The organism is Candidatus Defluviibacterium haderslevense, assembly GCA_016712225.1.
GTDB lineage: Bacteria > Bacteroidota > Bacteroidia > Chitinophagales > Saprospiraceae > Vicinibacter > Vicinibacter haderslevensis.
The window spans coordinates 4,576,961-4,599,404 of the sequence record JADJRL010000003.1 but is presented as its reverse complement, the minus strand read 5'-3'; the positions used below and the strand labels follow the sequence as shown (position 1 = coordinate 4,599,404).

15 protein-coding genes are annotated in these 22,444 nt (G+C 32.5%); 13 read left to right on the top strand and 2 right to left on the bottom strand.

All coding sequences use genetic code 11. The features are described 5' to 3' along the window. Positions 1-33 precede the first annotated feature (33 nt). Both IPK88_17950 and IPK88_17945 read left to right on the top strand, forming a co-directional pair. Positions 34-1,788, top strand: a complete 1,755-nt coding sequence (locus IPK88_17950) for a hypothetical protein (protein ID MBK8245314.1) — start codon at positions 34-36, stop codon at positions 1,786-1,788. After that, positions 1,788-2,534, top strand: a complete 747-nt coding sequence (locus IPK88_17945; protein MBK8245313.1) for a hypothetical protein — start codon at positions 1,788-1,790, stop codon at positions 2,532-2,534. The genes IPK88_17950 and IPK88_17945 overlap by 1 nt, the downstream gene beginning before the upstream one ends. A gap of 102 nt (positions 2,535-2,636) precedes the next feature. Here the strand turns inward: IPK88_17945 and IPK88_17940 are convergent, their stop codons facing one another. Together IPK88_17940 and IPK88_17935 are read right to left on the bottom strand one after the other, a co-directional pair. Continuing rightward, positions 2,637-3,182 carry a bifunctional (p)ppGpp synthetase/guanosine-3',5'-bis(diphosphate) 3'-pyrophosphohydrolase gene (locus IPK88_17940; protein MBK8245312.1) on the bottom strand — a complete coding sequence of 182 codons (546 nt, stop codon included), beginning with the start codon at positions 3,180-3,182 and terminating at the stop codon, positions 2,637-2,639. 654 nt (positions 3,183-3,836) lie between these two features. After that, on the bottom strand, positions 3,837-4,502 hold the full coding sequence (locus IPK88_17935) for a hypothetical protein (GenBank protein ID MBK8245311.1): 666 nt from the start codon (positions 4,500-4,502) through the stop codon (positions 3,837-3,839). Between the two features lie 1,751 nt (positions 4,503-6,253). Here IPK88_17935 and IPK88_17930 point away from each other — a divergent pair. The 11 genes from IPK88_17930 to IPK88_17880 all read left to right on the top strand — a co-directional run bounded on the left by IPK88_17930 (position 6,254) and on the right by IPK88_17880 (position 22,421). Next, positions 6,254-6,922: a recombinase family protein gene (locus IPK88_17930; GenBank protein MBK8245310.1), complete on the top strand. Its 669-nt coding sequence runs from the start codon at positions 6,254-6,256 to the stop codon at positions 6,920-6,922. Between the two features lie 69 nt (positions 6,923-6,991). Next, the gene (locus IPK88_17925; protein ID MBK8245309.1) at positions 6,992-7,219 is read left to right on the top strand and encodes a helix-turn-helix transcriptional regulator; all 228 of its coding nucleotides are present in this window, start codon (positions 6,992-6,994) and stop codon (positions 7,217-7,219) included. 2,231 nt (positions 7,220-9,450) lie between these two features. Continuing rightward, complete coding sequence (locus IPK88_17920; GenBank protein ID MBK8245308.1) at positions 9,451-10,923, top strand: SAM-dependent DNA methyltransferase; 1,473 nt, start codon at positions 9,451-9,453, stop codon at positions 10,921-10,923. After that, entirely contained in the window at positions 10,923-12,104 is a 1,182-nt protein-coding gene (locus IPK88_17915) for a restriction endonuclease subunit S (GenBank protein MBK8245307.1), read from the top strand. The genes IPK88_17920 and IPK88_17915 overlap by 1 nt, the downstream gene beginning before the upstream one ends. Before the next feature lie 38 nt (positions 12,105-12,142). Further along, positions 12,143-13,363, top strand: a complete 1,221-nt coding sequence (locus IPK88_17910) for an ATP-binding protein (protein ID MBK8245306.1) — start codon at positions 12,143-12,145, stop codon at positions 13,361-13,363. Continuing rightward, entirely contained in the window at positions 13,354-13,959 is a 606-nt protein-coding gene (locus IPK88_17905) for a hypothetical protein (GenBank protein MBK8245305.1), read from the top strand. Before IPK88_17910 ends, IPK88_17905 begins: the two co-directional genes overlap by 10 nt. Before the next feature lie 3 nt (positions 13,960-13,962). Then, complete coding sequence (locus IPK88_17900) at positions 13,963-16,938, top strand: HsdR family type I site-specific deoxyribonuclease (GenBank protein ID MBK8245304.1); 2,976 nt, start codon at positions 13,963-13,965, stop codon at positions 16,936-16,938. Positions 16,939-17,672: 734 nt separating this feature from the next. Then, a complete protein-coding gene (locus IPK88_17895; protein ID MBK8245303.1) occupies positions 17,673-18,422 on the top strand; it encodes an ATP-binding cassette domain-containing protein in 750 nt (249 codons plus the stop codon). A 7-nt stretch (positions 18,423-18,429) separates the two neighbouring features. Continuing rightward, the gene (locus IPK88_17890) at positions 18,430-19,131 is read left to right on the top strand and encodes an ATP-binding cassette domain-containing protein (GenBank protein ID MBK8245302.1); all 702 of its coding nucleotides are present in this window, start codon (positions 18,430-18,432) and stop codon (positions 19,129-19,131) included. Positions 19,132-19,146: 15 nt separating this feature from the next. Beyond that, positions 19,147-20,283: an ABC transporter substrate-binding protein gene (locus IPK88_17885; protein ID MBK8245301.1), complete on the top strand. Its 1,137-nt coding sequence runs from the start codon at positions 19,147-19,149 to the stop codon at positions 20,281-20,283. Then, entirely contained in the window at positions 20,283-22,421 is a 2,139-nt protein-coding gene (locus IPK88_17880; GenBank protein ID MBK8245300.1) for a tripartite tricarboxylate transporter TctB family protein, read from the top strand. The genes IPK88_17885 and IPK88_17880 overlap by 1 nt, the downstream gene beginning before the upstream one ends. Positions 22,422-22,444: the final 23 nt, after the last annotated feature.

The window sequence follows — 22,444 nt, the reverse complement described above, 5'->3', positions numbered from 1 at the left end:
TATAGAGATATTTAAAAATTAACATAAAAGGTTATGAGAACTACACTTAATATTTTTATATTTTTTATTTTTATAAGTATAAATTTAAGAGGGCAATGTTTTGAACATCTAGATATAGAAGAATTAACAGGATTTGAACCTTCTCATAATCAAGAATTAAACGAACAATCATGCAATGCCATAAATAATCTACCAACCGAATTTGTGAATGATTTTGGAATTTATGATTTTGCCAATTATATCATTACAGGTGCTGATGCTGACGGGGTTGAAGAAAATATTCAATTAGCAATTCCAAAAATCCATAAAACATATTACTTATTAATTAGTAAAATTTCTGATCCGAACGGTTTATATTTAGATTTTCGAGTAAATTTGAATTTGCCCAATTCTGGTATTTTTGCATGTGTAACTGATAGTAAAAAGAAATTACTAGAAGAAAAGATAGCAATAAAAATTAGAGAAAAATTTGCATCTAATAACAATATTCAGATGGGTGTAAACTCTGCAATTGTAGTTGGAATTCTTCAATTTATAAATTCAGTAAATTTGCTCAAAGCTGGAATTTGCTGCGATTACTCCAAGGATGATATTTTATCTCTAATGAAAAGTAATGGATTTATGCAAATTCCTGGTACTGCACATTTGCTTCCTGGAGGACTAGGAATTACTCCTAGATCTGGTGGAATTATTGGTGCTATTCCATTTACCTTTTCAGCAGGCGGAGCAACCTTAAATCTAGTTTCAAATTTAAATAAAGAGATTAATTTTTTTGCTTCAATTAACAAAACTTGTACTGGCTATTTATCACAAAACTCTGACTTATGTGATGGCAAATTTGATATAGTTTCTGATGATTTTAAATCCTCTACAGATAATATAAAAATTTGGTACCATATATGGGATGATCCAGAAAGTAGCAATGACATACTTTTTCAGAAAATTGTAGATTACAAAACCTATACTGAATTAAAAACATTAGCGATTTATGGAGCTGAAAAAAGTGCAGGATGTGAAGAAACTAATAGGGCATTTAATTGTGGAAGCTTTGATATTACAGATGAAATAGCAATGGGTCTTGGAACTGGTTGGATAATTCAAAGTGCATATAAAACAATGGTTCCTTCTTCAAAGCTTGAATATTCAATTCCAAATGCTGGAAAATGTGAAAGCAATTTTGGTTATGCAGATATTGTAAATCCTATAACGGGAGACATTTGGGAAATTAAGCCAGAAACACCAGGTTCAATAAAATTGGGCAAAGAACAAGTAAAAAATTATGTTACTCAAGCGAATATTTATTGTCAACCCAAAAAGTGGAAACAAGGCACTGGATTTCCAATTACAATAGTCTACAATCCAATGTTTCCAAAAGATGAATTTAAAATAAAAAATATAGATCCAGGACTGGTAACATATGAAAAAAAACCAAGACAATCTCCCCCATGCGATTATCCAGCTATAACTGTTCCATCAGATGCATTAAGAAGAATGTTAAAATGGTATGAAAAACATGCTAACCTATCTGAAAAAGAATTAAAACCAGCCATAGTAAAATATTTGGCTTTTGAGGATCATGAATTAGCAATTACTCTCAATGAATATATTGAAGAAATCAAAAATAATTCGTGTTTTATTGCTGCAGGTGTTGCAGTAGGTATCGTTGTAGTTACTCTTATTTGTCTTGCACCCACTGTTGCTGCATATCTTGTTACTGCTGGAATGACAGTTGGTGTTTTAACAATGAATATAAGGTACTTTGTAGAAACTTCTGATAATTTATATTAATGGAAAATCAAGTCAATTTATATCAAAGCGTATATATTGATTGGTTTGCAATTTTTTGTAAAACTGAACCTGAAAATGTAAAAATTATGGCCTATTGCATTGGTCATAATCTACCTATTCTAGTTGAAGAAATTACAGGCATAAATATAAATAAACCACCTTTTACTTTACTTGCAATTAATTTTGATTTTGACTTTCCAGAAATATACTATTCTGAATTGGATGGTATTAACTGGATGAAATTAAAGGTATTAACTTATGTGACATATACTGGATATTTAATATTATGCTTTAAACACAAAGATGGAAGAAAGTTAGATTTCTTATCCAAAGACTTTGATTGTAATGATGTGAAGTTTTGGATAAAGGATTTCCCTCTGAAAGAATTTTTTGATATATATTATTCTCAACCCAGAAAACTACCTTTTAAGTTGCCAAAGCTTAAATATGAATTTGAATTTTTTGGATTGGTATCAGAAGACATTTCTATTTCCATTGAATTAATTGATTTTTCAAGTTCTAATGTGAAGATTTGTGAACAATTGATTGAGGATAAATTAAAAGATTATAATAAAAAGAGTATAGCCAATGATTACAGAATTGGAGTGGTCCATAATTTTAGTTTTGAAAATGAGGAAAATAAACTTATAGCCCATATTGATTTTGGTTCCGCATCTTTGGCTTTACTAAAGGAAATTTTAATTGCAATAAATATTAAAGATTTTATTAAGAAAGTTATCATTTAATTTATTTTGAAAATTCCATTATTGTAATAAAATAATGTTTATTTCAAGCAGTTTCATTAGTAATCGAACGTTGGTATCACTTGATCATAAGTTACTAGATATTTAAATATTAATGTATTCATCATATTCTAGAATCTTTCCTTCTAATCGCTTTGCCAAAAATTTATTGCCATTATTAAGTTCCTTTAGTATAACCCGCGCTTCATAATGATAGTTGATTTTTTTCTGGTTGTCCCAATGTAGTGGAGGTGGTTGTAGGTTTGTTATTCGGTCTGCAAGTTTTACGGCCCATACCTCTGGTTGCAATTCTTTAATTCTTGTTAAGCTGTCTTGCATCTGTTTGTCTTTTGGCAAATCACTATTCTTTGTCAAAGCAGAAACGGCTTTAGCAATATCAACACCGAACTTATTTTCTAATTCTTCAAATTTAGTTGAAGTATCTTCAATTGTGTCGTGAAGTAATGCAACTTGGACAGCAAAACCTAAATTAAAATGGTCTGTATGGGAAGCTGCAATTATTATTTCCATTGCCACATTACTTAAATGCACAACATAAGGAAGCTCTGTTCCTGGAATTTTCTGGTCCATCTCTAAGTGTTTTGATGTAGCAAATTTTATGGCTTCTTGATAAAGATGTTGTACTTCCATTTATAAATTTTATGAATTCATTTTGTTTCAAAGGTAAGTTAAAGAATTTTGAGATACTTAAATATATTCTAAAAAATATTTATAATTCTTAGTTTATTACCAATTTTTGATATTTAATATTTTACCTTGGAGGCTTCTCCCTTTTATTTCAAGTTTATTTACATCAGATATATCTCTATCAATGTCCTTAAATACAAATCCTTCAGGTTCAGGTTTATTTTCAATTATGTTAAACTGCTTACAATGTTTTTACAGTTCTGAAAAAATCAATATGAAGTTCATTGTTTGTCCATTTGCAACATCTAGCCAAATTGGTTACACAGTAATATTTTCTATATAAAACCATTCACTTTTATGACTTGATTCTTTAACATAAAGAAAAGTTGATGCCCATATTTTTTTTTATCACAATTGATATTTCCATTGTAGGAACAGTGCACAACAACTTGTGATTCTTCATTTTCCTGGTCCAGTAATATATGTTTTGTTAATATATCAATTATGATTTCTAGTGTTGAGGTTGGAATTTCAATTTTACATATTTCTATTATAGCTGTAGATTTAGTGTCTAATGAAATTCAATGATATTTAGTTTCATTAAGGAGTTTACTGACCCAAATCAAGTTTATCAGTTCACGTTTGAGATGATACTTTTCATGTTACAAGATTAAAAATTCTATTATTTATATGAAGTTTGTCCTTCCAAATGTAAATTAAAATATTTTCGTTTGGAATTCTTTTAGGAAGAAAATCCAATGAATTTGTTTTTACAGTTGCTTCACGTTGCCAATCATTTCCTATTCCACTGACAACGATTGTTTGATTTTCACATTCGACTTTTAAAACAGATCCGTTAAAAGAAAATTTTGTTAAAGCTTCATCAGAAGAATTAGACATTAAATTCCTTAATTTTTTTACCATGATTCGAAACCATTCGTGTTCAATAACTGCCTTCGGATTTTCATTAAATGCCTTTGCATCTCTTTTCCATGGTAAATGTTCTTCGAAAGCAAGTCCTTCATTTAACCAGTCAGGCCTATACTTCAGATCTGCTTTTCGCAAACAAAATGCTATATACGCTAACCCTTGTTCAAACGATTCAACAAAAAGTGGTAAAAAAAAATCAAATTCTCCAGCTTTTCTTTCAGAAATGTAAAAGCCATAAAAATTATAACCCTCTTGAAATTGGCGACTGATTCCATGATTAGCTTTTAGTTTACAGTTACCAAAATCAAATTGCAGCCCATCTCCAGTTGGAAGAAAACCAATCTTAATTAAGATTGTTTTTACCGAAACATTTGCTTCATAATTTACTTTCATATTGGCAAATTAAAGATTGAAATTATTCTTGTATTAGGAAATTTTCGTTTTAAATCCTTAATAGAATAAGATTATTTTCAAAAATATTTTTATCATTCATTATACTGGTACATCTTTTTTCCATTTTAACTCGTTTAATACATACTACTAGAGGTCAAATATTTATTTTAATTTTTTTGACAAGTATTTATTACAAAATTAATTTTATCGTCTATTATATTCTGTGAAGCATAGTTGTACAAAATTGACAACCCTGCTCGAATGCGAAATTTGTTTTACTTCTTGTCTAAATGTTTAAAAATTTTAATATTCTACGATCATTTCCTTTTTTATTTTACTGATTTAATTGTTTTATTATCATCATTTAGTTAATTAAATAAGGTTTGGTTTTGTTTTGATGTTTTATTTTTTTAAGTTGTCTCAATGGGGTTGAAGTATTTGAAAATTATTGATTCTATTTTTAAGCATTCCCACCCAAACTTCTGTTTGCAAATCTTTTATTTTTATTGAGCTATATTGCATCTGCTTGGCTTTAGATAAATCATTATTCATTTCTAAAACATTGTAATAAAATAATTTATAATTCACCAAATATTTTTAAATTATTTTTTACAAATAATCTTTTCATTTGCATAACGAATTAATTCCGAATAAATAAAGTTTACTGGTAACTTTAATATACATGTCATAATAATAATAACAACTAATTCAGGCTCCTTAATAATGTAACAAATTATTAATGTCAAACTGAAGCTCAATGCAGTGCTACTATTACCATAAATTCCTAGTTCTCTTTCGATATAATCCGAAATTATAATTTTCTTTTTAAAAGACTTATAAATAAACCAAAAAGGATATAGCCCAGCCCTTAACATTAGAAAAAATGCACATATTAAAAACCATCTAATAAACTCCAAATAAAAATAAATTTGCTCGGTATCCTCCTTTTCCGAATTTACTTAAAAATCAGCGTGGAGAAATCTTCATCCGGCAGCAAGGTTCGACCAAGAACCTAATGTACAAACGTTGATACCCCACGCTGTAGTCGTGGCGGTACTTGCATGTACATTAAAAAACTCGCGAATGGTTAGGAATTTGGTCGATTTTGCTACCTTGCGAGTACGCTAATTGCTCTTATAAGGACAAATATAAAGATAGTTGCCTTCTTTATAAACACTTATTGCCATTTTATATTAAATTCTATTAATTGCTGTAGATAGATACAAGGTTATATACTAAATGAATATCTTTTCAAAATTATGTGTACGAAATGGAATGTAGTCCTATCTTAATTGACAATTGACGTCCAAATTTCCGATCCCCCCCACCTGAATTTGTAAATCCAATATTTCGAAAAAAGTGTATTGGCTTTAAATTGATTTTTTAAATCCTTAGTTGTGTTTACTTATTGTCTGATATTAGTGCTTCAATAACTTGATCAGGTTTAATATATTCAATAATATTCGTAAGTTGATCTTCTATTATTCTTACAATTCTAGAATAAAAACCAAACGATTATGGATTTTATTTGCCTTTTGCCTCTAGGTGAAATGGGCATCTTGATTATTTACAAATAAATAAAATATTTTTTGTTCAATTCATTATAGTACGTTATAATATACGTATATTTGTGCGTACCTATTCAAAATGCAATTAAAATCTCAAAAAAATGAAAAGTTACAGATCAGGAACAGGCGTTCGACAAAATAAAAAATGTAACTTTTAATAATTACACCTCTAAAAATTAAAAAATGAAACATTACATTGCATACCTACGTGTATCAACAAAGGGTCAAGAAAAGTCCGGATTGGGTCTGGAAGCTCAAAGAGCAATTATTGAACACTTCACAAACTTGGAAAAGTCCAAAATAGTCCGTGAGGTCTTGGAGGCTGAAAGTGGTAAAGACATTGAGAACAGGCCAGGGTTAACTAATGCAATCCAGGAATGTGAAACAATGGGTTATACATTGATTGTTGCCAAATTGGACCGATTAAGCCGAAATGTAGAACATATATTTCGTATACATAACCGTTTAGGTGATTTATTCAGGTCATGTGATCTACCCACCACAGATTCACTTACATTATCAATATTTGCAGGTCTTGCTCAAAGGGAACGTGAAATAATATCTATCCGAACCAAACAAGCATTAGCTGCCAAAAAAGCCAGAGGCGAAAAACTAGGCACAATCAAAAACTTAAACCGATTTGGACGGGTAGCTGGTAATAAAGCCATTAAAGAAAAGGCTATGAATAAAAATCAGATGGCAAAATCATTTATTAATAAATGTAACGGAATGACATTAGAGGCCATAGCAACTGAACTTAATAATAATGGTTTCAGAACTTCCCAAGGCAAGAAATTTCATAAGACATCAGTGAAACGATTAAGAGAAACAATATCTGATAAATATGAATGAGATTTTCATTCGATTCATTATGAGTAGTACTATAGAGAACTTATTGAAAGGGACATCAAAACAAAAAAAATGCAAGACTATAACAATCTTATAAATCAACTTAAGGCCCGAAAGGAAGAACTTAGCCTAACCCAGGAACAGATTGCAGATAGAATGCAGACTGAAAGAGTCAGAGTTAATGAGCTATTCTCGCCAAAGAAAACAAATATGACCGTTAAAACACTTCTCAAGCTATGTAAAGCCCTAAATGTAACAATTCAAATAAACCCAAATTCAACAAAATCATCCTTAACCTGAGAAATTGGTCACCAAATTGAAAAAAGGAGATTAAGTCTATATTTTTTTAGCTAAAGCCGGGAGTGGTTTTTAAGGAGAATGTCATGAAGTAATATTTATCTGGGGATCACAAGTATAATTGCTTTGAAATTGAATAAATCCAGCAAATTATTATATTTGGATATTTATCAGTCAAAAAAAAATCATATAATTTTCTATTTATTATTGATTTTCAGAGAGTTAGCATATCGTTTTATAACAATATTACATATCCAATTGTGGTATGTGAGAATTTGAAATTTAAAAATTGAGAGAAACGTCCGAAATGGAATTAGTTTTTAAAGACCGATTTAAAGAGATAAAATTTTGTTTTTAGAAATGGTTGAATTATACTTTATAATATGTACCACCTTATGGATTATGACGTTTATTTGACAATTCAGCTTGTCACGATAATTCGAGCACATCTCATGATTCTTATACTTTATATGCCATTTTGGGTCTTTAATGAATCATTTAACGGCAAGATTTACAATTTTGCTTAGTCAAGACACAATGATAAATATAAGTAAATACGCTTCAGCAACACCTAATATTTAAAAGTCAAAGGAAATGCCTTAATATCTTTTCTTATATTTGGCAATAATAAACCAATATAAGTAGGTGTTTAAATCATGAAGATCAGTAAGTATAGTGTATATCATTGGTTAATAGACTGCACAATTTTTTAAGACGATTAATCTTAATTTCTTCAAAAGAGAATTTAATCAAAACATCCGAAATAGAATAACATTTTAAAGACCACTTTTAAGGGATAAAAATTTTGGTATTTGAAAATGAAAGAACGTACTATAGTATATATGTATAGAGGGCTCTTATGAAGGATGGCGTACTTTTTGCCAACGCAACTTGTCACTATAATTCGAAAGCAGCCCAACGATTCTTATGCTTTATTTGCCAATTTGGATCTTTTATGAATCATTTTACGGCAAGAATCACCATTTACAAATTTTGTTTAAGCATAACACCATGATAATTTACGGTATAACCCTTGCATAACCCAAAGGCCAAATCCTAAAATTCAAAAGAAATGCCTTAATATCCATCTTATAGTTACCAATATTTTACAAATATAGTATAGGAAAGAAATTCATGCTAATCTTTAAGAAAATTGAATATCAGGAGGCAAAAGAATACCCCATTTATTAAAACGATTATTCTTATTGTCTTTCAAAGTGGATTTAATCCAAACACAGGAAATTGAAGTAGAACCTACACCCCGATTTTGAGGGTAAAAAAAATTGTTTAAATAAAATTTATAAATCATTTACAATCTCTTATGGTATACTTATAGTGTTTACGCGCATTTATAAACCCCTTATGTTTGATTTTTTTCCAAACTTCATTTATTACATGCAATTTAACAAGCCCAATAAGTTGCTACAAATCTTTATTTGCCCAAAACCAATAACTATTAGAATAAATGCTTACGACAAACTAAATTAGCCAAAGCTTTAAATGACAAGGAAAACCCATTTAATCTTTTCTTATATTCGCCAATATTTAAAATACAATAAAATACCAACTAATAAGTAATGAAAATTAGGACAATCATATGGTATTGCAAAATACACACTCTGGCGTTTCAAAATAATAAAAGAGTCTTTTTTTTGCCCGCCCACAGAGAACAAAGCAGTTAAAATATTACCTAATTTACAGATAGAATATTAAATTTTAACACCATAGAATGACTAGATAGAAAATTAGATTGAGTCATTAGGCTTCGGATTATGCACTTACACATTATAACTTGATAAAAACTAGGTCATGAATTTAGTACGCACTTGTTAGGATGGAAACAAAATAAAAACATTAGGAAAATAAAAATTGGGATGATCGTCCGAAATTGAATTATGCATTAAACACGGCTTTTGGGGGGTAAAATTTGTTTGTTGAGAATTAAAAAAACGTCATATTATTATGTATATTTCTCCTTATGAGACAATTGAGGTCTTTTTGCTAACTCAGTTTGTCCCTATAATTATGGAATAACCTAAAGCTTAGGGTATTATTTTTTCCAAAGTGTAAAATATTTAGAAATTCTTTGGCAACCGAACAATTTGTACATTTGCTATTTCCTAGAAATACGATTTCGACCCTTTTACCAAACAAAAAGAGCCATTTTGCAGAAAAAAAATGCCAATTTTTAACCACATAAATTTAACTTTACTAACGGATTTCAAGAATAAAACATGACCCAAAAACAATTAGAGGATTATCTGTGGGGAGCAGCTAACATACTGAGAGGAATGATTGATGCGGCTGACTTTAAACAATATATTTTTCCTCTGTTGTTCTTCAAACGGGTAAGCGACTTGTGGGACGAAGAATTCCAAACCGCATTAGACCAAAGCGATGGCGACTTGACTTTTGCTGAGTTTGCCGAGAACCACCGTTTTCAAATACCAAAAGGGTGCCATTGGGAAGATGTAAGAAAGAAAACCGTTGATGTGGGTGCATATTTACAAAAAGCACTGAATGGCATTGAGAAAGCCAACTTTGAAATGCTGCATGATGTGTTTGGTGATGCCCAATGGACCAACAAACGCAGAATGAGTGATGAGAAAATGCTTGACCTGATTGAGCATTTTAGTAAAATGAAACTCACCATTGCCGAAGTGCCCCATGACATTATGGGCGAAGGCTACGAATACCTGATTAAGAAATTTGCTGACGACAGTGGACATACCGCAGCTGAGTTTTACACCAACCGTACGGTGGTAAAGCTGATGACGCAAATTACCGACCCTAAAAGCAGCGAAAGCATTTATGATCCCACATGCGGTAGCGGCGGTATTTTGCTGAGTGCCGCTTTGCACCTGAAAGAACAAGGAAAAGAATACAGAACGCTGAAACTTTACGGGCAGGAACTCAACCTCATTACCTCTGCCATTGCACGTATTAATATGTTTATGCACAATGTAGATGAGTTTTTGATTGTGCAGGGCGACACCTTAGACAGCCCACAGATATTGGAGAATGACGAACTGAAAAAGTTTGACGTGATAATGGCTAACCCGCCTTACAGCGTAAAAAAGTGGAGCCAAAGCAAATGGATGAATGACCCTTTTGGACGCAACATTTGGGGAACACCACCACAAGGTTGTGCCGACTATGCTTTTCAACAACATATTATGAAAAGCCTCAACCCCGAAACAGGTCGTTGTGTAGTGCTTTGGCCGCATGGCGTGTTGTTTAGAGACAGTGAGGCCGAAATACGCAAACGCATGATTGAATTAGATTTTGTAGATGCGGTAATTGGTTTGGGCAAAAACCTTTTTTATAACAGCAGCATGGAAAGTTGTTTGCTGGTGTGCCGTATGAAAAAGTCAAAGGAAAGAAAGGGAAAAATAATTTTCATTGATGCAAAAGATGAATTAAGAATTGACAGAACAAATGCCTGGTTAGAACCAAAACATATTGACAAAATATCCAAAGCATATTGGAATTACAAAGACATTGATGGATTTGCTAAAGTTGTGAGTAATAAAGCAACGCTTGAAAACAATGGAAATCTGAACATCCAACTTTACTTCAAACTAAACAATGCTATAAACGAAAACAAAGTTAAAGACTTGATTGCTGAAATTAAATCAAGTCAAAAATTAATAAACAATTCCTTGCAGAATTTATACAGTCAACTTGATAAAATTGGGATAGAATAATGAAGTTGAAAAAAAATAAATGGAAATCATTAACACTTGATGAAGCATGCACCTTCGTTAGGGGTGTTGTGTTTTCCACTAAAGATGAAGTTGATTCAGGTGGTTATGCAATTCTTCGTTCACACAATGTTGATTTTGAAAATAGCAAAGTGAGTTTGCATAATCTCAAATATGTTTCAGATACAGTGAAAGTAAAAGATTCGCAAAAGTTGATGAAGGATGATATTTTGATTTCAGTTGCAAACAGTAAAGAACAAACAGGTAAAGTTGGTTTCTGTAACGAGGACACAAATTCATACGCAGGTGGCTTCATGGCAATTCTAAAACCCAAAGAAACCATTCATCCATTTTATCTCTTTAACTATCTTTTATCCAATGAATCGAAAGATTTTATTGCAGGAAGAACGCAAGGAACTACCAATATTTTCAATATTACTTTTGAAAGAATAAAGGATTTAGAAATCCCCCTTCCTCCACTCTACGAGCAAAAACTAATAGCAGCCCTTTTTCAATCCATAGAAATGGCTATAGAGAAGGTAGATGGGCAGGAGAAGAATTTGAAGGCGTTACAAAAATCAATGGTAAATGGTTTGTTAAGCAAAGAACCAAGATTTGGGGATTTATTGAACAGCAAGAACTGCACATCAACCACATTTGGCGAAATAACTGAATGTGATAAGAAATATCCCGAACACGAAAAAGAAGTGGATCGCTTTGTGGGTTTGGAATGGATTGAAGCAGACAATTTTCAATTGCAGGGTTTTGGATTAGTTGCCAACGGAACCACTTTTACCAAACGCTTTTGTAAAGGCGATGTGATGTTTGGCAAACGCAGAGCCTATTTAAAGAAAGTAGCTGTTGCCGATTTTGATGGAATATGTTCAAGCGATATTTTAGTAATCAGAGCCAAAGCAAAAAAATTGTTGCAAGGATTATTGCCTTATTATATTTCGTCAGATGCTTTTATTCAACATGCTGTCAGCACTTCAGCAGGTTCACTTTCACCAAGGACCAAATGGAAAGATTTAGCCGAATTGCAAGTTTCTTTTCCTGATTTGAAAAAACAGCAAAAGATTTTAGAAGTTTTGCAACAGTTAGACAGTACAGTCAATCAACTAAAGCGACAGAAAACAACTTTGAAGAATTTGAAGCAAAAACTATTAAATGAAATTTTAGGATAATAAATAATTACAAATTTGAACAATAGAAAAGTAATACAATGAGTAAAATCAGAATAAAGAATTTCGGACCCATCAAAGAAGGCTTCGGTACAGAATGGATAGACGTGAAAAAAGTTACCGTTTTTATCGGTAATCAGGGTTCGGGGAAAAGTACTATAGCTAAGTTAATTTCGACTTTTACATGGATGGAAAAAGCATTGGTAAGAGGCGACATTAAAGCCAAAGATTTAGAAATTTACAATCGTTTCAGAAAAAAGCATTGTGCTTATCAAAATATTCATAATTTCTTTCGAGACGAATCTGAAATAGAATATTCAGGCTTCGCATATTCCTTTAAATATTCAGAAACAAATTTCAAGGTATTCAAAAACAAAAATGATGGTTATTTGATCCCAAAGGTTATGTATGTGCCTGCAGAAAGAAATTTTGTAAGTGCGGTTGTTCAGCCAGAAAAACTAAAATATTTACCATTTACATTAAATACTTTTTTGGAAGAATTTATTCGTTCTAATGAAGAGATAGATGATAATTTAAAAATACCAATTAATGATATAGAATATCGATTTGACAAAAAGAAAAGATCTTTTAAGTTATATGGAAATGATTACGAAATAATATTATCTGAAGCCTCTAGTGGATTGCAGTCCTCAATTCCATTATACTTGGTTTCAAAAAATCTTGCAGAAGGAATAAATAAAGTGACTGACTTCACCAAAACAAAACTTAGTATTGAAGAAAAAGAAAAGTTAAGAAATCAATTGCTCAAAATATTAATTGATAAAACGATAAACGAGGATTTACAAAATACAGCCATTGACTTATTATCGAATTTAACTAAAAACGATTGTTTTATAAACATTGTAGAAGAACCTGAACAGAATCTTTTTCCTAGTTCACAACAAAAAATGTTAAATAGCTTACTTGAATTTAACAATATTAATAAAGGTAATAAGTTGATTATGACAACGCATAGTCCATATTTAATAAATTATTTGACCTTAGCTGTTGAAGCAAACAAACTAAAACCGAAAGTCAATTCTGATGATTTAAAAGCTAAATTAAATGAAATTGTACCCTTGGTATCAACAGTTGATGGTAATGATTTAGTGGTTTATCAGTTGGATGAAAAAAATGGAACTATCGAAAAATTGAAAGAATATAAAGGCCTTCCATCTGATGAAAATTATTTGAATGAAGGTTTGGCTGAATCAAATGATGAATTTTCTAAACTCTTAGACCTTGAAGATTTATGCCAATAGATTTTTATACAACACCCTGTGCTAACCCTGATGGTAATTGCACAACGAACACACTTCCTTGTTTAGCTAATATTCCAAATCCACAGTTTGGTATTACAGATGAAGCTGGTGGTAATAGTACACCTGCAAGGGTTGATATTGCAAACCCCGAAATTTGGGATTTAACCATTACAAACAATTCAGGGGTTGATGTCATATTTAAGGCAGTTGATTGGTGTGTTCTAATTTTCAGAACGGGCATTTATGATTTAGATGATGAAAACAGAACAATAGTTCAATTTTCTTCGGATAATGTTGGAACTGAATGGATTAAAAGATGTGAAGGTTTTCTTCAATTTGATAATAAAATTTGTTTTATCGAAATTAAGAGAATTAGGACACAGCCGAGTAAGTGGATAAAAGATGCGAGGGAAAAGTTTGAAGAAACCATATTGAGTTTTAAAGAACATCATCCACATTTAGCATCACAAATTACAAAGCCTATTTTAGTAAATCCAAAACATGCTGGACTTGCACCAACCGAAATGATTCAGAAAAGAATATTGAAAGATATAATTGGAGTTGAATTTACCAGACAAAAAAGTATTACCATTTAAATTATGACATTCAATGAACAAAATTCCGTAGAGCATTTTATAATTCACCAATTCACTGGGGTGAACTTAAATGCTGTGGAAGGCAATGTAGTAAAAGAGGATGCCGTAGAATATGATTCGGTAAAATGGAAATATGTGCAAGCCGATTTATTGCAACGGGATTATACCGAAGTGTTTGTAGAAAGGGAATTGAAAGAAGCGCTTTGCCGCCTCAATCCTGATATTGCCGCAAATCCCGACAGAGCAGAAGAAGTTATTCATAAACTCAGAGCCATTCTGATTACAGTAAACAATGTGGGTTTGGTAAGAGCTAATGAAGAATTTTCTAAATGGCTTCGCAATGAAGTAACTCTTCCAATTGGTAAAAACAACGAGCATGTTGCTATTCGCCTGATTGATTTTGAAGTATTGAAGAACAACAGTTTTGTGCTTTGCAATCAGTTTAAACTAAGAGCAAGAGAAACCAAAATTCCTGATATTGTGATGTTTGTCAACGGAATTCCGTTGGTTGTTGGAGAAGCTAAAACACCTGTGCGTCCTTCTGTTACTTGGTTTGATGGAGCACATGATATCAATGTGGTCTATGAAAATTCCGTTCCGCAATTATTTGTTCCCAATGTGTTTTCGTTTGCTACCGAAGGCAAAGAAATATTTATCGGTGGTGTAAGAACTCCTTTGGAGTTTTGGGCACCATGGCGTTTAGAAGATGAAAAACACGATTTAAGTCATTTCATCGGTTTGCAAGATGTAGCCAAACAATTAACGCATTTACTCAAGCCTTCAACGCTGTTGGATATTTTGCAGTATTACACCGTTTACGCCACCAACAGCAAGAAGAAAAAAATAAAAGTGGTTTGCCGCTATCAGCAATACGAAGGAGCCAATGCCATTGTGCAACGGGTAAGAGAAGGAGAAATTAAGAAAGGATTGATTTGGCATTTTCAAGGTTCTGGAAAATCGTTGTTGATGTTGTTTGCTGCTCAGAAATTAAGAAAGCAACAAGACCTAAATAATCCAACAGTTATGATTGTAGTGGACAGAGTAGATTTAGATACTCAAATCACAGCCACGTTCAACACTGCCGATGTGCCCAACATGATTACTACCGATAGCATCAAAGAATTACACAAGCTATTGGAACAAGACACTCGGAAAATTATCATTACGATGGTGCACAAATTCAAAGATGCTTATCCCGACATGAACAAACGGGAAAACATTATTGTGATGGTTGATGAAGCACATAGAACACAGGAAGGTGATTTAGGACGTAAAATGCGAAATGCTTTACCAAATGCTTTTCTTTTTGGTTTAACAGGAACACCAATTAATAAAGCGGATAAAAATACATTTTGGGCTTTTGGTGCCGAGCAAGACAGTGGCGGATATATGAGCCGTTACACTTTTCAGGAAAGTATAAGAGATAATGCAACTTTGCCTTTACACTTTGAACCACGTTTGCCGAATTATCACATTGACAAAGAAAGTTTGGACATTGCTTTTAAAGAAATGGCAAACGACCTAAGTGAAGAAGACAGAAACAAGCTAAGTCAGAAAGCCGCTAACATGGCAGTGTTTTTAAAATCACCTGAACGTGTAAAAACCATAGTTTCCGACATTGTAGAACATTTTAAAGCACACGTTGAACCCGAAGGTTTAAAAGCCATGATTGTAACGCCAGACCGTGAAGCTTGCGTTCAATACAAAGTAGAATTAGACCTTTTGATAAATCCAGAAGCAAGCGAAGTTGTTATCAGTTCATCAGCCAATGATGATTTTGATTTCAAACAGAAGTATGCAATGGACAAAGACAAGCAAGAAAAAGTAGTTGAGAAATACAACGATGCAGATTCGCCCTTGAAATTTCTGATTGTAACAGCAAAATTGTTGACAGGTTTTGATGCACCGATTTTGCAAACCATGTATTTGGACAAGTCACTGAAAGACCACACTCTTTTACAAGCCATTTGCAGAACAAACCGACTTTTCCCAAATAAGACATTCGGCAGGATTGTGGATTACTTTGGCGTATTTGACGACACTGCAAAAGCACTTGCATTTGATGAAGAAAGTGTAAAACTAGTAATTACAAACTTGCAGGAATTGAGAGAGAAACTTCCTGAATGGATGGAAAAATGCTTGAACCATTTTGTAGGTGTTGACAGAACCATTGCGGGCTTTGAAGGATTATCAAGAGCACAAGACTGCATTAACACCAACGAAAAGAGAGATGCTCTTGCAAAAGATTTCAGCAGCCTGACAAAACTATGGGAAGCCTTATCACCTGACCCAGTTTTAAATCAATTCGAGAAAGATTACAAATGGTTGTCGCAGGTTTACACTTCTGTAAAACCAGCATCAGATGACAACGGCAGATTGTTATGGCATGCTTTAGGTGCACAGACAACAGCACTCATACATGAGCACATTCATGTTTCGGGTATCAATCACGATATGGAAGAAATGATTTTGGATGCTGAAGTGATTGACGATTTAATGAATAAGAAAGACCCAAAGCAAGCAGAGAAGGTTTTGAAAATTCTTATCAGTCGCTTACACAAACACGGCAACAATCCAATATTTAAAAGACTTAGTGAAAGACTGGAAGCCATTCGTGACAAGGCAGAGAAAGGATTGATAAATTCAATTGAATTCATCAAAGAACTTTGCCAGTTAGCAAAAGAAACATTACAAGCCGAGAAAGGAACTGAACCTGAAGTAGAACAGAAAAATGCAAAAGCTGCCCTGACAGAATTGTTTCTTGAACTGAAAACCGACACGACACCAGCCATTGTGGAACGTATAGTAAACGATATTGACGAAATTGTTAAAGTAGTTCGCTTTGACGGTTGGCAAAACTCGACAGTTGGAGAAAGAGAAGTGAAACGGGAATTACGAAAAGTGCTTTGGACAAAATATCAAATTAAAGACGAGGATTTGTATAACAGGGCGTATGAGTATATCAAGGAATATTATTAACTATCGCACAATTTAATGGATATTTGGAAGCTTCATAAGCTTGAATCTGAACTACAAAGTTGTCAAAAAACTATTCAAAATTTTACTTCAATCATCGAAATTCAAAAGAGGAAACTAAATCTCAACATTAGCAAAAAGATAGGTCAATTGGACAACTCAAAACATCTAGCCAGAGATGTTTCTAAAATTGGTCATTTTGGCAAAGGCGATTATCAAGTACAAGTTGAAGATGATAGAGACTTGGAATATATTATGAGCCTGATAAGACAAGTTATACAATAGTTAAAGTTATCACAATATAATCATTTTTAGAATTTAGCCAAAGTCTGTTGTGTTTTAGACAGTCATGATAACAACAGAAAGGATTTGAGTTAAATGAAGTTCTGAGATTGATTTTTTTGTTGAAAATCCCGTCCAGTAAAACTGAAAACCATGATTTGAAGCACTTTTTACTATTCGAAAATTTAGGTCAGTTAAATAAAAAATGACCTTACTGACCATAATAAACCAACCAAATTAACGTTTTAACTAAGAGGTAAAATTTTAAATACCTTATTTTTACACAATAATATATTGCTTTTTGTACAATGTATAGTTAAATATTTGGCAATAATTACCAATGATCAACATGAACTCAATTCAAAATTAATAGAATGAATTTGCCATTAATTTCTAATAGATAACTTTAAAGGTAGAAGAAATATCAGGTAACAACTTATATTTGTAGATTATAAATGAATCTTCAATTAAAACATATTAGCTTCTCGCATTCACCTGGAAAGCGAATTCTCAAAGACATCTCATTGTCTTTAGAGGAGCAAAAGATTTATGCTTTGATGGGAAGCAATGGGGCAGGGAAGACAACTTTGTTCAATCTCATTTCAGGTTTCATAAAACCGCAAAGCGGTGAGATTTTTTTCGGAGAAATAAATCTCACTTACCAAAAGCCCTACAAAATAAACCGCCAAGGCATTGGCAGAACCTTCCAGGATTTGCGATTGATTAATAAACTATCGGTGAAAGAAAATATCGTATTGGCAATGCAGCAAAACCCAACTGACAATTGGCTCACTGCAATGTTGCCTGAAAATTTTCACCGTATCACAAACGCAGCACAGGAGAAAAAGGCAAATGAAATTGTTGAACAGTTTTTTCTAAGTGATGTGATAAATTCTTTGGCGGCTGAAATTTCTTACGGACAACAAAAACTTCTTTCACTTGCTTGTTGTGTGGCAAACGGTGCAAACCTGTTGTTGCTTGACGAAGCAGTGGCAGGCATACAACCCGAGTATCGCAACAAGATTGCAATGCTTATTAAACAATTGAAAGAACAAGGCAAAACCATTTTACTTATTGAACACAACACTGATTTTATTGCCGATGTTGCCGACAAAATTTTCTTTTTACACGATGGAGAAATCTCCACCTTTGAGAATATGGAAACGCTTAGAAAAGACAAACAGGTAATGGAGGCATACATCTGAAAACAAAATGCTGAAAGTAGAAAACATAACAACCGGTTACGGTAAAAAGCAAGTGCTTTTTGATGTTTCATTTGAAGTGAAGCAAGGCGAAATTGTTTTGATTGCAGGAAGCAACGGAAGCGGAAAATCTACTTTACTCAAAGCCATTTACGGAATGTTGCCACAATGGAACAACGGACAAATAATTTTTGACGGAGATAATATTACAGGCAAACCAACCTCAGCACTTTTGAAAAAAGGTATTCTATACATACCCCAGAAGAATAATTTATTTGAAGACCTAACCGTGAAAGAGAATTTGGAAATGGCTGGTTTAACACTTAATCAACAAATTTTACAGCAACGAATAGAAAATGCACTTTCAATTTTCATAACTCTTGAGCCACATTTGCACCGAACACCAATGAAACTTAGCGGTGGCGAACGCCAATTGCTCACTTTGGCAATGGCGATATTACACGAACCGAAAATGATTTTGGTTGACGAACCTTTCACTGGGTTGTCACCTCAAAATATTACCTTCGTTTCTGAAAATTTGAGAGAGTTAAACCATGCAAATGGAATCACTTTGCTGATAGTAGAACACCGTGTTAAAGAATGTGTACCGATTGCAAACCGAATTATTGGTTTAAAACTTGGCAAGGTTTTTAGAGAATCAGAAGTGAAAGCAAACTTTGACATCAAAGAATTAAATTCAGTATTTGTTTAAAAAAATTCATTCAAAATGAGAAACATAAAAATTTTAATAGCACTTTCAATAATTGTAAATGCTCTTATAGGATGCAATTCATGTAACCAAGGCAAAACCGGCGCAAACCAATATGTAATTGGTTGCAGCACTCCCCTGACTGGTGAGGGTGCGAATTATGGTAAGTCAACAAAAGAAGGCGTTGAACTTGCCGTTGAAGAAATCAACAACAAAAAACTTCTTGACAAGCCATTCAAAGTGATTTTTGAAGATGATAAAATCAATGCAACTGATGGAGTTAATGCCATAAACAAATTAGTGAGTGCTGATAAAGTTCCTTTGATAATTGGTCCGTTTGGTTCATCAGTTACTTTGGCTGTTGCACCAATTGTAAATAAAAACAAAGTTGTCATGATTGGTGCAAGTGCAACGGCTGACGGCATTGCAGATGCAGGAGATTATGTTTTTAGAATTACACCTCCAAATTCAAAACAAGGAAGTGATGTTGCTGCATTTTGCCATAACAAATTGCAATCAAAGAAGGCAGCAATTATTTTTCAGAACAATGATTACGGCATAACTTTAAAAACTGCTTTTGAAAATAAATACAAAGAACTTGGTGGGGAAATAACAATTAGCGAAGGTGTTGACATTGGAATTAAAGATTTGAAAACGCAGATTGTGAAAATCAAAGCAACCAATCCCGATGTTGTTTTCTTTCCATTGCATGTTGCTGAATCTGGCTTGCTTTTAAAGCAAGCGAAAGAATTAGGATTGATTGTTAAATTCATAAGTTGCGATGGGGCGATGGTTGAAGATTTATTGAAGATTGCAGGGGATGCAGCAGAAGGAACATTCTACACAACTTTGGCTTTGGGTTATGGAGTATCTGACGACATGATAAATTCCTTCAATGAAAATTTCAAAAAGAAGTACAACAAAGAACCTGATGTGTATGCTGCATACTATTATGAGGTTACAAATATTGTAGCCATGGCAATTAAAGCAAACAGAATGGATGCTGAAAAAATTAAATCATACTTGTATGCAATGACTGGAGATAAAGGATATAAAGGCATTACAGGAATAACAACCTTTGACAAAAATGGAGAAGTAAATAAATCATTCTATGTTTATCAAGCATTAAACGGAAAATTTAAACTTTATAAATAATGCGATTTTATTGTAAGAAAGACACTGATAGTTTTGAAGCATTCAAAGATAAAGTTGAAATCATTGAACAGCTTTTATATCCCCCTGTTTCAATCCCATTAATTGAATCTAATTATCAAAACAACGGAATTGGAAAAAAAGCAGCCCGTGAAATTGTTCAATCAACAACAGATTCACTGGTCATTTTGATTGTTTTTTCAACTGTGATTTTTGTCCTTTCAAGCGAATTGAATATTCACCCTGCTTGGTCAGTTGTTCCATTTTTTTCTTATATAATATTCACTTCAATTTTAAAACTTATTCTAGGTCATAGAGTTCTAAGGGAGTTGCTTTTTACTTTTTGGTTTCTACTTACATTTATTATTGCAACAGGGTTTTCTATTGGTATCTTTTTCGTTATGCGTAATCAGAACTTTTCAATTTTGATTTCAATTTTAAGTGCCATTGTCCCTATTCTAATTATGATAGGATTTGTCGTTTTCTTTATTCTTAAAAGAAGAGACAGTTTCATAGACGCATTTTATTCAAAGCGAAAAATTGACTTTGCCAAAATCAAGTCCGATTTTATTTCTCAAAACCCCGGGGACGACAACATGGAAAAAAAGGAGCAGATTGAAAAATTCTTTAGATATTCAAATCGTAAGAGTGACAAAGAAGAAAGCATTCGCTATTTTGCGATTTACCTATCATCACAAGAAAAGCGTTTTTTTGTAATTGATAAAGTAATTACTACAGTTCCGTTTTCGCTAAGAAATATTTGGCTTTGGTCATTGATAATTGGTGTTTGCACTTTATATGTGAAGAAGGAATATCAAATGCTTTTAGGTGGCTCAATTGATAATAAACTCTTTCAAGACTTTACTTCTGATTTCTTTCGTGTGTTACTAATTGCAGTTGTGTCCTACATTGCTACGAATGTAATTAGTGAACTCCTACAGTTGAGAGAACAGTATGTTCAAGGGAGAGATGAGATGAAATCGTTAAATGAAATTATCAAAAACTCAAAAAGGGATTTTAGTCAAGTTGCAACTAATGCTGAATACTTAGTAGGAACAAGCAGTATTAGGTCTGCATTGAAAAAACTTCGGGATAAAGTTTCTGAAAATATCAATGAAAAACACCCTTTAGACTCTGTTTTCAAAAGTTTTACTGAAACTATTTCTGAGCAGTTTTTAGTCATTACAAATCAAGTAAAAGAAAACGATTTGATTAACCTATGGATTATTAGTTCACTCAATCAATACTTCAAAGTTTCTTCTGAAGAACTCAATCAAAACTCTTCAATAATTACCAAGTTTCAGTTCTTTGGGAAAATTCTTAAAGAAACCTTTCAACCAATTTTACAGAATGAAAGTTTTCTAAAAAAGTTTAAAGAAGATTACGAAGTTTACACTGTAATTGTATTACCCCCAAAACGATTTCTTAACTATGATGAAAATGGAACAAAAAGAAACGAGGACTGGAATCAATTCATTGTAAGTTGCATACTTTCAAAAAATAAAGAGTTAAAAATTAACAGGCATTTCTTAGCCATTGACCCTAATGGTTCAGATGATGATTTCTTGAAAAAAGAATTAGGCGAAGAGTGTATTGACTTAAAGAAAGAGTTTTTTCAAGAACAACTAAAAGATGAGTATTACTATTCAACAAATGCTTCACATAATGATGATGAGATAATTTTTGGCACAAAGGAATCCTTTCCCAAATTCAATTCAACTGATGCCAAATTGGGATATACCAATAAAGCATTGTCTGATGTATTGGATAATCTTCATTTCAATAATTCTTGCAAGGTTATTGAACTTAAAATACCTACAGGTGCTTCTTCTGATACTACCAAACTAAATATCTTTGCGGATATTTTATGGGATTCAAAGACCGATAAAACATTGGACTACTTTGCTATTAGGGAAACAAAAAGTAAAGAGTGGCTGTTTTGTTTCAAAACGGTTATGGACAAGTCCTTTGACTTTGCTCATATTGAAATTCACCATAAGAAAGAAGACATTGATAAATGGAGTAACATTTGCAAAAATCTTGACAAAGTATTCTTGACTGCCAAAACGCCCAATGAAGATGGAATACTAAAAGATGAAAACTTAGGAATCAGCATTTACCCAATAAATAATTATAAATAAAAGTCAAAAAAGTATGTTCGACA

Coding starts and splice junctions, on each gene's coding strand:
- IPK88_17950 (MBK8245314.1), top strand. CDS start 34: ATGAGAACTACACTTAATATTTTTATATTTTTTATTTTTATAAGTATA.
- IPK88_17945 (MBK8245313.1), top strand. CDS start 1,788: ATGGAAAATCAAGTCAATTTATATCAAAGCGTATATATTGATTGGTTT.
- IPK88_17940 (MBK8245312.1), bottom strand. CDS start 3,182: ATGGAAGTACAACATCTTTATCAAGAAGCCATAAAATTTGCTACATCA.
- IPK88_17935 (MBK8245311.1), bottom strand. CDS start 4,502: ATGAAAGTAAATTATGAAGCAAATGTTTCGGTAAAAACAATCTTAATT.
- IPK88_17930 (MBK8245310.1), top strand. CDS start 6,254: ATGAAACATTACATTGCATACCTACGTGTATCAACAAAGGGTCAAGAA.
- IPK88_17925 (MBK8245309.1), top strand. CDS start 6,992: ATGCAAGACTATAACAATCTTATAAATCAACTTAAGGCCCGAAAGGAA.
- IPK88_17920 (MBK8245308.1), top strand. CDS start 9,451: ATGACCCAAAAACAATTAGAGGATTATCTGTGGGGAGCAGCTAACATA.
- IPK88_17915 (MBK8245307.1), top strand. CDS start 10,923: ATGAAGTTGAAAAAAAATAAATGGAAATCATTAACACTTGATGAAGCA.
- IPK88_17910 (MBK8245306.1), top strand. CDS start 12,143: ATGAGTAAAATCAGAATAAAGAATTTCGGACCCATCAAAGAAGGCTTC.
- IPK88_17905 (MBK8245305.1), top strand. CDS start 13,354: ATGCCAATAGATTTTTATACAACACCCTGTGCTAACCCTGATGGTAAT.
- IPK88_17900 (MBK8245304.1), top strand. CDS start 13,963: ATGACATTCAATGAACAAAATTCCGTAGAGCATTTTATAATTCACCAA.
- IPK88_17895 (MBK8245303.1), top strand. CDS start 17,673: ATGAATCTTCAATTAAAACATATTAGCTTCTCGCATTCACCTGGAAAG.
- IPK88_17890 (MBK8245302.1), top strand. CDS start 18,430: ATGCTGAAAGTAGAAAACATAACAACCGGTTACGGTAAAAAGCAAGTG.
- IPK88_17885 (MBK8245301.1), top strand. CDS start 19,147: ATGAGAAACATAAAAATTTTAATAGCACTTTCAATAATTGTAAATGCT.
- IPK88_17880 (MBK8245300.1), top strand. CDS start 20,283: ATGCGATTTTATTGTAAGAAAGACACTGATAGTTTTGAAGCATTCAAA.